This is a genomic window from Pseudomonas sp. C2.3V, from assembly GCF_058536325.1.
The window spans coordinates 4141505-4155463 of the sequence record NZ_JBZUBN010000001.1 but is presented as its reverse complement, the minus strand read 5'-3'; the positions used below and the strand labels follow the sequence as shown (position 1 = coordinate 4155463).

Annotated in this window: 10 protein-coding genes; 3 read left to right on the top strand and 7 right to left on the bottom strand. The window is 51.4% G+C overall.

Annotated features, from left to right (window positions below):
• Nucleotides 1–24: 24 nt before the first annotated feature.
• Complete coding sequence (locus AC4LF3_RS19575; protein WP_010796294.1) at nucleotides 25–273, top strand: GlsB/YeaQ/YmgE family stress response membrane protein; 249 nt, start codon at nucleotides 25–27, stop codon at nucleotides 271–273.
• A gap of 78 nt (nucleotides 274–351) precedes the next feature.
• Nucleotides 352–903: a DUF3299 domain-containing protein gene (locus AC4LF3_RS19570; protein ID WP_491836339.1), complete on the top strand. Its 552-nt coding sequence runs from the start codon at nucleotides 352–354 to the stop codon at nucleotides 901–903.
• Between the two features lie 53 nt (nucleotides 904–956).
• On the opposite strand, the gene AC4LF3_RS19565 is transcribed toward AC4LF3_RS19570, so the two are convergent.
• Complete coding sequence (locus tag AC4LF3_RS19565) at nucleotides 957–1334, bottom strand: glutaredoxin family protein (protein ID WP_010796292.1); 378 nt, start codon at nucleotides 1332–1334, stop codon at nucleotides 957–959.
• Nucleotides 1335–1529: 195 nt separating this feature from the next.
• Here AC4LF3_RS19565 and AC4LF3_RS19560 point away from each other — a divergent pair, with 195 nt between their 5' ends.
• Nucleotides 1530–2198, top strand: coding sequence for a uracil-DNA glycosylase family protein (locus tag AC4LF3_RS19560; protein ID WP_491836203.1), 669 nt, complete (start codon nucleotides 1530–1532; stop codon nucleotides 2196–2198).
• Nucleotides 2199–3545: 1347 nt separating this feature from the next.
• Here AC4LF3_RS19560 and AC4LF3_RS19555 read toward each other — a convergent pair.
• The 6 genes from AC4LF3_RS19555 to tssM all read right to left on the bottom strand — a co-directional run bounded on the left by AC4LF3_RS19555 (nucleotide 3546) and on the right by tssM (nucleotide 13950).
• A complete protein-coding gene (locus tag AC4LF3_RS19555) occupies nucleotides 3546–4091 on the bottom strand; it encodes an XAC2610-related protein (protein WP_491836202.1) in 546 nt (181 codons plus the stop codon).
• Nucleotides 4088–6484: a hypothetical protein gene (locus AC4LF3_RS19550; RefSeq protein WP_491836201.1), complete on the bottom strand. Its 2397-nt coding sequence runs from the start codon at nucleotides 6482–6484 to the stop codon at nucleotides 4088–4090. Before AC4LF3_RS19550 ends, AC4LF3_RS19555 begins: the two co-directional genes overlap by 4 nt.
• Nucleotides 6485–6514: 30 nt before the next feature.
• Nucleotides 6515–8539, bottom strand: coding sequence for a type VI secretion system Vgr family protein (locus AC4LF3_RS19545; protein ID WP_491836200.1), 2025 nt, complete (start codon nucleotides 8537–8539; stop codon nucleotides 6515–6517).
• Nucleotides 8540–8680: 141 nt separating this feature from the next.
• Nucleotides 8681–9667 (bottom strand): serine/threonine-protein kinase, encoded by a 987-nt coding sequence (locus tag AC4LF3_RS19540; RefSeq protein WP_491836199.1) that lies wholly within the window; start codon nucleotides 9665–9667, stop codon nucleotides 8681–8683.
• Nucleotides 9668–9678: 11 nt separating this feature from the next.
• Nucleotides 9679–10416, bottom strand: a complete 738-nt coding sequence (locus tag AC4LF3_RS19535; RefSeq protein WP_150348406.1) for a PP2C family protein-serine/threonine phosphatase — start codon at nucleotides 10414–10416, stop codon at nucleotides 9679–9681.
• On the bottom strand, nucleotides 10417–13950 hold the full coding sequence (gene tssM, locus AC4LF3_RS19530) for a type VI secretion system membrane subunit TssM (protein WP_491836198.1): 3534 nt from the start codon (nucleotides 13948–13950) through the stop codon (nucleotides 10417–10419).
• Between the last annotated feature and the right edge of the window lie 9 nt (nucleotides 13951–13959).

Genomic DNA, 13959 nt, shown 5'->3' with positions numbered 1-13959 from the left:
CAAACCACAGAAGGGGAAAGATTCATGGGCATTATTGGAACCATCATCATCGGCCTCATTGTTGGCTTGATCGCACGTTTCCTCAAGCCTGGCGACGACAGCATGGGTTGGATCATGACGATCATCCTGGGTATCGTCGGCTCGCTGGTTGCCACCTACGGCGGTCAGGCTATCGGTATCTACCGTGCAGGCGAGGGCGCCGGTTTCATTGGAGCAGTCGTCGGTGCCATCATCGTCCTGTTCATCTGGGGTATGGTGACCAAGCGTCGTTAATTTCCCGTCCGGGCAGTTGGGTTCAACGCCAAGAAGCTTCACACTAGTGCAACCCAATTGCCCGATACTCTTCTTGCCATGCGCTATCTCATCCTCGCCGTACTGCTTCTTTTTTCCCAGATTACAACTGCCGTAGCCCGAGAAGGCGAGCCGCCTGAGACCGATTGGCTGGCCCTCATGCCAGAATCGGATCGCAAGGCACTGGAAGACATGCCCGAGATCACCCATGACACGCCCGAATTACCAGGCGGTTTTGAGAGCAAGGGCGGACTCAAGCAAAAAGACAGCAACCTGCCGGCCGTCATGCACTCCACGCGCACAGTGGCTGCCATGAATGGGAAGACAATTCGCCTGGGCGGTTATCCGGTTCCGCTGGAAAGCAACAGCAAAGGCAATTTCACTGAATTTTTCCTGGTGCCCTATCCAGGTGCCTGCATCCATGTTCCACCGCCACCGCCTAACCAGATCGTACTGGTGCGCTTTCCAAAGGGCGTTCCCTTACCGGATATCTACGAGCCTTATTGGGTTATAGGGGCGATGAAGATCGAAAAGGTAGATAACGATCTGGCCGAAGCCTCATATGTCATCGACGCTACTAAAGTCCGTAAAGTAGAAGAAGCCGATCTGTAATCAGTGCAAGCGATAAAGCTATAAAAAAGCCCGACATGATCGGGCTTTTTCATTTAGCGGCTCGCGGGCGCGAAACGTTTGTTCAGATACGCAATGATATCGTTGGACTCATACATCCAGGCGGTACGGCCTTCTTCCTCGATCCGGAGGCAAGGCACCTTGATACGTCCGCCACCTGCCAACAAGGCTTCGCGGTGCTCCGGATCCTTCTTGACGTCACGTAGAGCAATGGGCAGGTTCAGCTTGTGCATGGCTCGGCGCGTCTTTACGCAGAATGGACATGCCTGAAACTGATACAGCGCAAGTCCGGCTGTTTGCTCTTCTACCTGCTTCTGCGCCTCGGCGCTTCGCTTGAGCTTACGCGGGCGTGTCAGCAGATCCAGCCCAACAATGGTTTGGCCCAGGCCAATTCGCAGCGCCTTGATCAACATGTATGGCTATCCCTATAGATGTGAGGCGGGGGAGTTTACCCCATTGCACCGTAGCGGAACGGCAATTGGTCGGCATGGAGCCGCTATCGATGCGATTGAGAAAATGGGTATGGGGCGGAGCGCTACCTGAATCCATGAATTCTTTGCCTTTCTGATCGGTCACATAAACAAGAAGCCGATTACGAAGGATGTCCTATGCCCCTCGACCCAAAGATGCAACAAGCCTTTCGTGAGATCGCTAGCACCATTGAAGGCATCGATACAGAGGTCTATGAGAAGTACCAAAAGGATCCACTGGATCCCATTATTGGCTTAGGGCGTAAGGATGCACCTGTTGGTTTCTTTGGTCGGGATCCGGGGCGTGATGAGGTCAAATACGGCGAACCCTTTATCGGTGCAGGCGGACAGATCGCTCGCAAGGTCATTTATGAGCACTTGCATGGCAAGCCCATGCCAGACTTTGACGCGGGCCGCTCCCTGAGCCAGGAGTTTTTCTGGGCTAACACCGTGCCGTATAAGCCCATCGGCAATAAAGCCTGGTCCGAAAAGATCAAGAAACGCTTTCACCCACTCATGCGACAGTTATTAATCGAACAGTGGCATGGCCGCACCATCATCACTTTCGGTCGCGAGGCCTTCCTCTGGTTTGCCATCGATCAACCCAAAGAAGAGAAACAACGCCTGGAAGCCTTCTGGAAAAGCGAAGATCGTTTTACAAACCATACCGAGGTCACGCTGACGGCAGAGGAGGGGAAAGGGCACGTGTTTACGCTATACCCACTTCCACATCCCTCGCCTTTGAATCAGGCATGGTTTGATAAGTTTCCGGATTTGCTAAATGAAAGACTTAGGCTGTTGATTTAAATTAATAACATTTAATTTGTTTTAATTTTTAGCTTGCCTGTATTTCTTTTGTTCTTTGTCATACTCCCATATTTGAGGTTCAGTTTTAAGGGTTTTTCCATTATATATTATGCTTCCATCCCCAGTCCTCTTGTAGGCTAAGAATACTATACGTTTATATTCTCCTTTTTGAGGGGTTTTTGATTTTCATCTAGTTTGAATCTGGAGAAATAGTCGCCACCAGTGTTAGCCAGAAAGCCATGGCATTGTATAAGTATGTTATAAGTTCTATCGCGGCTAAAGTAAGATTCAAAAATATAATCCTTATTTTTATCGACATTAAGGTCATCCACTTCGTGAGTCTTTCCATGCTCTTTCAAAAGATCATCTACATTTATTATTGTTAATATACCAACACTGATGTTGTCATTAACCCAATGAGGTGTGAAATTTTTTGGTCACGTGTAAGCTTTGTAAATATTTTGATCGATGGGAATAAGTTATAGATGAAAAAGTAAAAAGTAAAAAGTAAAAAGTAAAAAAACTTGGGTGGTATAAATTTATCGGTGTAAAAGTTTTCTCTGATTTTTATAGTGCCTTGGGGTTAGTTAGAAACTAATTCTAGTTATTCTTACAATAATAATTTTCTGCTTATAAAGGAAAGGCTTGCATCTGCTGGTATTCAGACCTTTAATTGATTTATTACATGTGCTTATTATAGTTTCAAGTATACTCAGATTTTTTTGGTGTCAGAATCGACTCATTATTATTATCTTTTACGGCAACTAAATGCTCGTCTAAAACATAGGTGTAGTTAAACTTAATTAAAAACACCTAGCAGCTCTGGTCTAAATCTATGGAGGGTGACGTTTGCTCCTTTGGAATATTAATCAAGCGTTGCCATTTATTATTGGCTTCGCTTTGCTCACTTGGTTTTATTCAATACTTTTCTGAAGTATCGGTTTGTAGGCTGCCATGTCTTTTCCGAATGAGACCAGAGATGACAGTTTATTACGATTTGGACGATTACTCATGGGCGCTGACTAGTAATCTGGTTTTGCACAGGTGGCAGTGGGACGGAAGTGTCTTTTGCTTAAAGGCGAATGCGGATAGCTTTCTGCAAGAGAGCTATAGAGGTCGAGCGGGAACCTATAAGCGTATTCTCGATAGTATAATGACTGCGCCATTTTCAGACCGTTTTTGAGTTGCGATTGTAGCGCCTGTTCAACGTTACAATCGAATCTTACAGTCGCTATATTTCTTTTCAACTAGGGTGCGTGATCGTGGCGCGTTTGTAAAGATTTGAGCTGTATATCTTTCTCCAACAGAGCGTCGTACCATAAACCAGTTCTCTCGGGAACAAAACACCTATTCATTTATTTCCTCTACATTTTTATATATTTGATACCCTTTTTTGTCGTATTTCTCTATGTATTTATAGGTCTGCCCTGAAGCGGGGTCGCAATAAGTGCCTTCTATTTCAATAAGCTTTAAGTAATAATTTTCTACACTGTATTTTTCACTCCATCTATCGCATGCGCTTGATGTAAAACAGCTTCCTGAGACAGTTTTTTCTTTTTTATTTATAGATAGGCATGGTAATTTACTTATGCTTTCGTTAAAAATATATTCGTTTTTTTCTTTATTGAATAAGTATACTTTTGTCTCTTGTGTCCTTCCTGAAGGCGGTTGCTCAACTAGAATATCTAATTTACCATCAAAGTTAACGTCCCTGCACTTTATTTGATCTATACTATTGCTGGGTATGTCTAGGGTGTGTATGTTTTTTCCTTCAAATATACAGACTTGATTTTTGCATTTTCCTACTTTTAATTGGGTGTTTCCGAGCTTGCATTCTAATGCGTGTGAGTACTGTGCTATAAGTAAAATAATTATAGCGTATAAATATTTCATTGAATTTGCCTTTCTATATTGTTTGGAAAAAAAGTATCGTCTACTGCTTGTGGGAATTTGTGCTCAGTCAACACAAGTAAACAGTTTGAAAATACTACTCTTCTTGGAATAAGCCCATTCACAGTCCCTGTGCTTTCAGGATTCCCTGTGTTAACTCCACGAGCAACACGCTCTAAAGCCTGACAGATATAGTAATCGCTAGAGCTTAAGGATGTAGAACACTCCTTCTGCCTGTAATTGTAGTTAGTGCAAACATTGCTTAGCTCAGATAGCTCTAATACGGGCCGGCGATCAGCATATCTGTTAAGGCAAATAGAACTATTAATTTCTTTTGCAGTGCTTATCCAGTAAAATCCAGCACTTTCACATGCGTGATTTAGGTCAGTCTCCACAGTGTCACAAATGATTGGTGCTTCTGACCCATTACGAAATCTGGTATAAATTTTATAGTTAGCTTCCCAAGTTAGTTGTAATACTCCTCGCCCGTACCAAGGTGCGTATCTTAAGCGAGGACCATTACTTTCCGATGTCCTAGATAGATATACTGTTTCTTGTATGGCATTGGCTAAAAAATAACTAAGCCTTTCTTTGTTTGAGTCTATTAAATATTTTCTTAAAGATTTGCTCAATGGTGTCGCAAAGCGTCTTGCTCTAGTTATAGCGGTATTCCATGTAATAGTAGATTTAGGGAAAATTCTTATGCTATTGTGGCTTGTTGTTTGTTCTATGACTTTTCTGGGTATACATTGAGCTAGCTCGTTTGCACTCAGCCAGCCGCATCTTCTGAAAATTTTTATGAATTCTTTAGGGGGGAAGTGCCAATGTTTAGAGTCAATGTTGTTTAATCCTGCCTCCTCCCAAAAAGCTAGCTCCTGATGGTGCTGGGCTAACAAGTTATAGTCATCGTCGGTAAATGGACCATGTGGAGAAACCTTTTTTAACCACCCATAGCGTATATCAAAATCATCTTTTTTCCACTCGGTAGGAAATTTGCAAATAAGACGGTTAATGTTTTTTTGCATGCTGGTGTCACGAAGAGCGGCTTCATTTTTCAGCTGCTCATTTGCATAGCGATCCGATAACTTTAACTTTTCATCATCGGGAAGCTCTTGGTATAAAGGTGATAAAGCAATGCTTACTGCATCCGCTTGTTCGGAAACTAGGCTGGTATCGTTCAGTCGTAATAGATTACGAATAAATATAGACTGACAATGACTATTTGAATCGTTGTCATCGTCAATTAATTGCCACCCTTGCCAATTAGGAAAGTCTGCATCACTAAATTTAGTAACAGTGGGTGCATTAAGATTTACCCATCCGAGTTTTGGAGCTTCCCCCAGGCGACTGGGTAGTGCTATTTGCCTCCAATGTGCTGCATCGGCCGGCTGTAGTTCATCTTCTCCTAAAACCCTACCGAATCTAAGAAGTTCAAATCCTGCGCTAGGACATCTTGGGTATGTCTGAGACGCAATCTTATATAGCTTATATTCATAATCTTGCTCTTCTTGACGGCTTCCAATCTCTTCGCCTGATAATAGGAATGAAGTCAAAGTGCATTGCCCATGCTCATAGCGCATTCTTATAAAAATGCCTTCTTGCAACTGGTGAGCTAAAGCCCAATCATAGCCTTGAACGAGAGGTGGCGACTCTACTCTTCTATTATTTCTAATAGAGCTATCTTCTTGGATAGCAGGAAGTTCAGATGGTATTGATGGGCAGCGATAAACTATAGGGGTATCATCCTGAGAATGTTGAAAATTATTTGGTATGTCCTGATAAGCAAATATTTCTGTTGGTAGAAAAAAATATGTATCTCCCCAGCAGCTATCTTTGCGCCCGTCTTTAGCTTGGTGGTTGAGTAAACGCTCACTACGTCCTATAAGTTTATTAATTTGACTTTGATCAGCTATTATCTCGAAGTGGATAAGATTATCCTTTCCATAAATTTGCCCTGCATACCCTAATTCTTCCTTTCGATAAATCTTTTGTCCTATTACAGGGTTTATAAGAGTAACCTTTGAAAGGTGCATATAGATTGAATAAAAATTTACAGTAGCCTCTAGTCCTTCACCAATCTCTGTCTCGTGCTTGAGTACAATACAGCCGTTATCTGTCCATTTGTCTTGATAGCGCAGCCCATGATTATTAGGCGCTATTTTTTCATCTGTAGGCATACGGAAATAAGCGAGAGTAGCATCAGCAATAGCTCTAACAGGCAAGATGCTTAATCCCTCTCTAGGTGCGTTTAAATGAATACCACCATGCCAATTTAAATCAAAGCTAAGAGGAAACCCTCCATTTCCGGGATTTCCTCCTTGCATAGCACGATCGATAAATGCTTCATCACTTTCTCCGGCTGCTAGATTAGGAATGAAAGGAGGGCTTATAAGCATGATTAATACACCTAATCCTTGTTTGCTATTTCAAATAGAAAGCGGGTAATACTTAGTGAATTTACTAGGCTTCGATTTATTTATAGATGTCTGAATTAGTGAATTTCCTGCCTTATCCATATCCGCCTCGCCTGGTAAGCGGGGAAGCTCAATCGCAATACCTGAGCCATTGCTGGCTGAGCCACCCGCGTTGATTTTGGCCATGGGGCCAATGATCGTAACGCCGCTGGGGTCTAGTTTGATGAAGCTACCGCCTGCCTTTAGGGTAAGTTCGATCCCTGCTTCGATGACCATTTTTTGACCGGCTTTCAGGTGGATTTCCCGGCCGGCTTGGGTGAGCTGGGCTGTTCCCAAGTGGATATGCTGATTCTGCCCGATGGTGAGGTGGTCGTTAGTCTTGACCTCAACCTTGCGGTCCGCATCCGTGGTGCGGTGCTCCTCCGCCTTGTATTCCGTATAGCTGTTCGCCTCGACGATGTCGTGCCGCTCATGCCCGACGCGGATCTTTTGGTCATGCTCGACATTCTCGTCCCAGTCCCGCTGGGCATGAATGTAGATCTGTTCCTGACCTTTCTTATCCTCGATACGCAGCTCGTTATAGCCACCACCGCCCGGTGTGCTCAGGGTCTTGAAAACGCTGCGGGTCTTGTTGGCGGGCAGGTCATAGGGCACCTGATGTTCCATGTGGAACAGGCAGCCCGTGACCAGGGGCTGGTCCGGGTCGCCTTCCAGGAAGGTGACCAGTACTTCCATGCCGATGCGAGGAATGGCGATACCGCCGTAGCGATCACCCGCCCAGCTGGACGAGACGCGTAGCCAGCAGCTGGTCTGCTCGTTGGCCTGGCCTTCGCGGTCCCAGTGAAACTGTACCTTGACCCGACCGTACTCATCGCAATGAATCTCTTCGCCCTTGGGTCCAGTGACCACCGCGGTCTGGCTGCCCAGGATCTTGGGCTTGGGGTGCTCAAGCGCAGGGCGGAAGGGCACGTCCCAGGGCGTTGCTGTGAAGCGGTTGCGGTAGCCCTGGGTAAAGCCGTCGTGCTTGTCCACATCGCTGGTAACCGACTCTTCCAGCACCTGGGGCTGCTTGCCCTCATGCCAGATAGCTGTGAGTAGCCAGAGCTGGTTCCAGTCACGGCGGGGATGCTCGGACAGTTCCAGAAAGTGGCCGGTCACCAGCTGGGGTTGATCGCTTTCACCTTCGGCCAGCTGATAGTCGCTGCGGTGACGCTCAAGGGCGCGCTGGGCGAGGTGCTTGCCGCGGGTGCGATCGGTAAAGCGGCCTGGGTAGTCATAGTCTTCCAGGTCGGGCTTGGCCTCGCTCTTGTAGGCGGCCTCCATGCGCAGTCGTGGCTGCTCGAAGTCATAGTCGCGGCGCGAGACACGGGCGGTACGGGTTTCCAGGCGTACGCCAAAGCGCTTGACTACCGGCTCGTCTGCTACAAGCCCCGAGCCCTGTACATAAGCAGTCGGTGGTGTGAGCTTGGGAAAGCCGGTCTGGTCATCACCAAACACCAGGACGTGGTTATCCTGGGTATGCTCGAAGTGATAGTGCAGGCCTTCCTCTTCGCAGAGCCGCTGAATGAAGTGCAGGTCGGTCTCATCGTACTGGACGCAATACTCGCGAGGCGGATAGACCGTAGGCCCCAGCTGGAAACGGTAGGCGTCCGCCAGGATGCCGTGGTCTTCGAGCACCTGGGCGATGATCTGCGGGACGGTGAGCTTCTGGAAGATGCGCTGGTTGGTACGGTGCGCAAGGTAAGTCAGACGCGGCACCAGCACGACGTGATAGCGGGTGAGGCGCTTGCCGGCATCGCCCTGGCCGATCTGGTAGAGCTGACCATGCACGCCGTTACCGCTGGGCGAGAAGGCCAGAAAGGCGCGCTGATGCAGCAGGGCTTCAAGGTCAAGGTCGGGCCGTTCGCTGACCAGCTCAAGGTCAAAGCGAAAGGGCTGGCTGATCGACTCCTGCCCCGTAAAGCTCAGGACTTGGAAGTCGGTATCAACGCCATCCAGAACCAAAGAAAAATGCGTTTCGTTGGCTGCGAAAAACACAGGCGCCTCCTTGCGTCTGATAGGGAGCGAATCATGTGATCTAGTCGGCTTTTACTCAAGTCCGCCGCTCAACGAAACAGTGATTGCTTCACGTTTCTTGAGCAGCAGCCGACGTAAGTCAGCGTTGTGGCTACGAACGGTCTAGGCGGACTGGCGAAGACCCAGCCAGCGACCCAAGGTAGAGGCCTGTTTGACATGGCGAAAACCTTCCAGCAGACCATTAGCATTGATCTGGCGATCGGGCTCTGCGAACTGCAGCCCGGTTCGCAACGCTTGCCAGCACGACTTTGGCAGCTGAGCAGGAGGTGTGAGTTCTATCTGCATGGCACGTGCCTGTTTCGCACTGAGGCGCCGATAGGGATGCTGACCAGTGGCCAATTCATACAGGACACAGGAAACGGCATATACATCAGCCGAGGGCGTCAACGGTGCTCCATCCAACAGTTCAAGGGAGGCGTAACGTGGTGTCCAGGCGGTAAAGTGGCTTCGCGAGAGGCGGGGCAGGCCGGGCAGTACGCCCTCTACCGGCTGACCAAGACCGAAGTCGAATAGGCGAAGGCCGTCTTCGGCCAGGATGACATTGCTTGGCTTGATATCACCATGCAGAACTCCCTGACTATGGGCAAAGGCCAATGCCTCCAATAGCGGAATGGCAATGTCTCGCAGCGCCTCCCAGCCCAGGCCTTGTGGGTGATCACACAGCAGCTTATCCAAGGTCAGACCCCGGAGCATTTCCAGCGTTATGTAGGCACGCTCGCTTTCCCGATCGATATCAAAGCCATGCAGGCGAACAATATGGGGGTGACGGAGGCGGGTTGTCAGGGCGAACTCGCTGTAGAGCAATGCACTGGCATCGGGATATTCCGCAAAGTCCTCGCTCAACGTTTTGATGGCTACAAAGGGTTCGGGGTCGCCGTACTGTTCGCGCATCAGGTCGCGTGCGCGGTAAACCGCGCCCATACCGCCTACACCTAATAGGCGCTCCAGTTTGTAGCGTCCGCTGAGCACATCGGGTAACGGCTTTACGCCGTGAGCCCTGGGCAGGGTTTCCGATGCGGAAGGGGTTTTGTTGGCGAAGGCGAAATAGGTCAGCTCGTCTTCGGCAGCTGCCGCGTTGAGTTCGTCCATGAGGTACATCCTTACTCCTGTCGACGGATGACGATGGCGGTCAGGTTGTCGCGTGCGGGGCCTAGCAAGGCAGTATCGAAAAGCCGCTCCAGGGCAACCTGGGCAGACGGCAGGGACAGCGCCGCACCGATCGCGTTCTGACTGATTCCTTTGTACAGGCCATCACTGCAGAGAAGCATACTGTCGCCCGGCATCAAGCTGAATTCAAGAATGTCGAGCGCCAGCGTTTCATTGGCGCCTATCGCCTGGGTAAGGGCGTGGGCTGCAGGATGGCGAGCAGCCTGTTCTGGCGTCAGTCTTTCTTCATCGATCATCCGCTGTCGTACCGAATGATCCTTGGTAAGTTGATAGAGCCTACCGCTACGCCAGAGATAACACCGGCTATCACCCGCCCAGACGCAGGCCGCACGCTCTTCGTCGCACAGCAAGACGACTACCGTGCTTCCAATAATGGTGTCCGTCTGGTCGGCCATGACCGTGAGCTCCTGGTTCAGTCGCCGGTTGAGCCAATGAAGGCACTGGCGGATCTGTTGTAGGCGTTCATCGAAGCCTGCGCCTACGGGGAGCTCTGCCAGGCTTTCGATAATGAGGCGGCTGGCCAGATCACCTTGACTATGACCGCCCATGCCATCTGCAACAGCCCAGAGACCTTGCTCAGGGCTGTCCAGAAAGGCATCTTCGTTACGCGCTCGTACCTTGCCGGCATCGGTACGGGCTGCGCTGCGCCAACGAGTGGCAACGTCACTCATTTAGAGTGACGCCGGCAGTTTGAAGCCGCGCAGGTTGCCTACGTCGAACGGATTCGGCGAGCGCTGGCTGAGCAGCAGATAGCTGGCATGCAGACCTTCCAGATCTGCCTTGACCATGAGGGCGTCCCGGCTGCCGTTCTGCTCAATCTTCATGGCATCTAGCATACGGAACAGGGACCAGGGACCGCTGTTCTGCTCGACACCCACACGGCGACCATTGAGCTCCTCCAGCACGAGGCTGACGCGGCTCTCGTCATTCTCGGCGGGCCAACGGAACGCTGTCTGCACGATCGGGCCATGACGGTATTCCATCTGGTTGTTACCGATGCGCAGGTTGGCACGGGTCAGACTGGAATCCAGTGAGTAGGGCTCAAGCTTGAACATGACCTGCGGCTCCGCCGGATTCTCGGCAAAGAAACTGCGGCGAATCGTCTGGACCCGACCCATCTGAGCGAGGAACTCGCGGGACAGCGGCAGGCTGTGCCCGTCGATGCTACGCAGACGGTAGTTGCCGGAATCACCACTGACGAAAGGCTTCAGGTAGCTGTCAAAGAATTTGTCCGCAACGCCCTGCATCTTGAAGAACTCACGGAAGTCCGCAATGGCTACGTCGCTCTCGCTGTCAGCTTTGAAGGGATACCGCTTGTTCAAAGCATTGTTGTAGAACGAATACATCTCGCTCTGGTAGCGCTGGTTCAGGTAGTCATAGGCATCGTTAAGCACCATCATCCAGCTGTCGTCCGCCAGCAGGCTCAGCCAGTTGTTTACCGGCTGCGGCAAGCGATTGGCCGCGTTGCGCAGGCTGTTGATGGCATCACGTTGACCTGCCATGCGATCACGCGCCATTTCAAAGGCGGCCTGCTCGGGGGCGCTGGCATGGGCAAGCCCTGCCATTTGCAATTGAAGGTCGTTCAGTGCAGCCATGACCGGAACCATATCGGCCGCTGGGCCGCCGTTATCGTCCAGCAGGCGATGCAGTGGCTCGAAGCGTTTTTGCAGCGCTTTCTTGGCCGTATCCGGCAGGTTCTTGGCTAGCGCGTCGCCCGCCTTATCGGCAGCCGCGCTGGCCAGTGCAGCGGCTTTGGCCAGCTTCGCATTACCTTTTGGTGCAGCCTCCGCAAGGGCAGCCGCTGCATCGTTGCCGCCAGACTGGAAGCGGGTGTTGTCGCGAATCTCATTGAGTACTTGCAACAGCGGTGAGTTGGAGGCTGTCAGCGCCGAGAGCTGCATGGCACCCTGATTCGCATCGCCAATCGGAGCCAGTACCAGCTGAGTGACTGCTTCGCTCCAATAGTTGGCGTAGTCGTTGAAGTACAGCTGTTCCAGCTCAACCATCAGGCGCTTAAGGTCCATACCGGAGAGACCGTCGCTTTCGCCCAGTACCCAGTTGTCTTCAATGATATTGCGGACCAGGTTGATGCCTTGGGTCGTAAATGTCTGCTCGTAACCTTTCTGCGTGTAGAAGCCGGGAATAGCATAGTCTGCACCGCCGTACACGGCACCCTGCGGACCCAGGTGTTGGCTGAAGCGGTATGCCGGCAGGCTGCTCGCCTGATCACGCAACATGCGGTACACCACGTTGGCCAGTGACTCGCTACGCAGGATCTGACGGGCCTGGGCAACGAGTGCATCGTTTAGCGGATAGCGGGTAAAGGATTGCTCCAGGAGGCGGGCAAAGTGGGAGTTGAGCCCATTCTGGACCACGGTGTCGCCGCTGTAGCGGGTCGACCAGTCAGCTGCTACCCAATCCTTCAGGAATCCATTGTCGCGCCGTTCTTCCAGGTTCAGCATCAGGTAGGCGCGCAGACTGCCTAGCAGGCGTTCGCGGTCGTTGAGGTTGGCATGGATCTGCTCTTCCAGCTGGCGCGCCACACGGGGCAGCAACTGATCTACCAGTTCCTGATGATAGGCCTGTTGCAGGGTTGGACGAGCCTTATTGCCCTGATACAGACCGCTGCGTTCATGCAGTGCTACATCGCTGGCAGCTGGAAAGACATTGGCTGCGGCATAGGCGCTATCCAGGGATTTCAGCGCTGCCATGGCATCATCGGAGGGTGCCAGCGTCTTGTGCTGATCAGTCAGCTGCTGACCCAGGGTACGCAACTGTTCGAGACGGTCATGGTTTGCACTGAATCCTGTGGCCCACAGTACACCGAACAGACCCAGGCAGGCGGCAGCGCCTGCATAGAGGCCGCGCTGGCCCCAACTGATACGCGACGTTTCACGCTGATCCAGACCTGCCAGGTCGGCTTCCGGGAAGATGACGCGACTGAGCAGCTGGTGGATAAAGCGAGAGTGGCCGGTGCGATAGGTCGGCAGGGCATTGCTGGGCAGGCCCAGGTTACGGCCGATGTTCATTGTGCTGGGGTCGAGGCTGTTGACCAGCTGTGGCGCGCTGGTGAGGTAGAAGCCACGTAGCTGGCTGGCACGCTGGTAACGGTTGCCGGAAAACGCCAGTTCGACGAACAGGCACAGACGCTCACCGATCAGTGCCAGTTGGTGAGGAAAATCGAGGATACGACCACGGCGCAGGGTATCGCGCTCTTGATGGATACGCTGAATGACCTGCGTATTCAGACGGCGCAGCAGTTCTTCGAACTCCTGGCGAACCACAGCCGCGTCTGTAGCATTTTGTTCCTTGCGGAAGCTGGTACCAAAGACCTGCTCGCTTTCCTCGCGGGACAGCTGGTCGAAAAACTCTTCAAAGCCCAGCACCTGGTCTGCTTTGCTCAGGACAAGGTATACCGGAACGTCGACCTTCAGCTGCTGATGGATGTCGTGCAGGCGAGCACGAATCTGGCGAGCCAGAATTTCCAGTTCGATTTCGGTGCCATTGAGCAACTGATCGACCGGTACGGTAACCAGTACGCCATTGAGCGGGCGTGCGCGACGGCGGCGACGCAACAGCGTCAGCAGCATTTGCCAGGTGCTGGCATCTACAGCGGCATCCGGCTGGCTGAGGTAGCGGCCTGCGGTATCGACCAGGACACCGTGATCGGCGAAGTACCAGTCGCAGTGGCGGGTGCCGCCGACATCCTTGGTCAGGCGGTTGGCGTCACGGTTAAGCGGAAACTCAAGACCGGAGAAATCCAGAAGGGAGGTCTTGCCACTGCCTTGAGGGCCGATCACCAGATACCACGGCAACTCCTGTTTCCAGCGTTCGCTGCGGGCGCGGTACAGGCTGGAGCTTTTCAGCGTTTGAAGTGCATCCTTGAAACGACTGCGCAGCTCCTGCTGTTCCTCGGTGATCTGCTCGTGGCGACGCAGGCGCTCCTGGCCGTCTTCGGTCTCGAGGGCGCGCTTTTTACGCACGCCACTACGCCAGCTGACGAATACAATGAAGAGGCCCCAGCAGAGGAACAAGGCGCTGAGTGTGACAAGCCGCGTGGTAGCCGGTGCCCAGAATTTATGATCGGCAACGGCCAGCAATGGCCCGACAAACCAGACCAATAGAGCCAGAACCAAAACCAGGGTCAGACTCCAGACCCAGGTCTTACGGAAAATAACCGCCAGATTGCGGAAGAACTGTTTCATTGCGCAAAC

Bases quoted from the DNA above. Each gene is read 5' to 3' on its own strand.
- AC4LF3_RS19575 (WP_010796294.1), top strand. From the start codon at position 25: ATGGGCATTATTGGAACCATCATCATCGGCCTCATTGTTGGCTTGATC.
- AC4LF3_RS19570 (WP_491836339.1), top strand. From the start codon at position 352: ATGCGCTATCTCATCCTCGCCGTACTGCTTCTTTTTTCCCAGATTACA.
- AC4LF3_RS19565 (WP_010796292.1), bottom strand. From the start codon at position 1,334: ATGTTGATCAAGGCGCTGCGAATTGGCCTGGGCCAAACCATTGTTGGG.
- AC4LF3_RS19560 (WP_491836203.1), top strand. From the start codon at position 1,530: ATGCCCCTCGACCCAAAGATGCAACAAGCCTTTCGTGAGATCGCTAGC.
- AC4LF3_RS19555 (WP_491836202.1), bottom strand. From the start codon at position 4,091: ATGAAATATTTATACGCTATAATTATTTTACTTATAGCACAGTACTCA.
- AC4LF3_RS19550 (WP_491836201.1), bottom strand. From the start codon at position 6,484: ATGCTTATAAGCCCTCCTTTCATTCCTAATCTAGCAGCCGGAGAAAGT.
- AC4LF3_RS19540 (WP_491836199.1), bottom strand. From the start codon at position 9,667: ATGGACGAACTCAACGCGGCAGCTGCCGAAGACGAGCTGACCTATTTC.
- AC4LF3_RS19535 (WP_150348406.1), bottom strand. From the start codon at position 10,416: ATGAGTGACGTTGCCACTCGTTGGCGCAGCGCAGCCCGTACCGATGCC.
- tssM (WP_491836198.1), bottom strand. From the start codon at position 13,950: ATGAAACAGTTCTTCCGCAATCTGGCGGTTATTTTCCGTAAGACCTGG.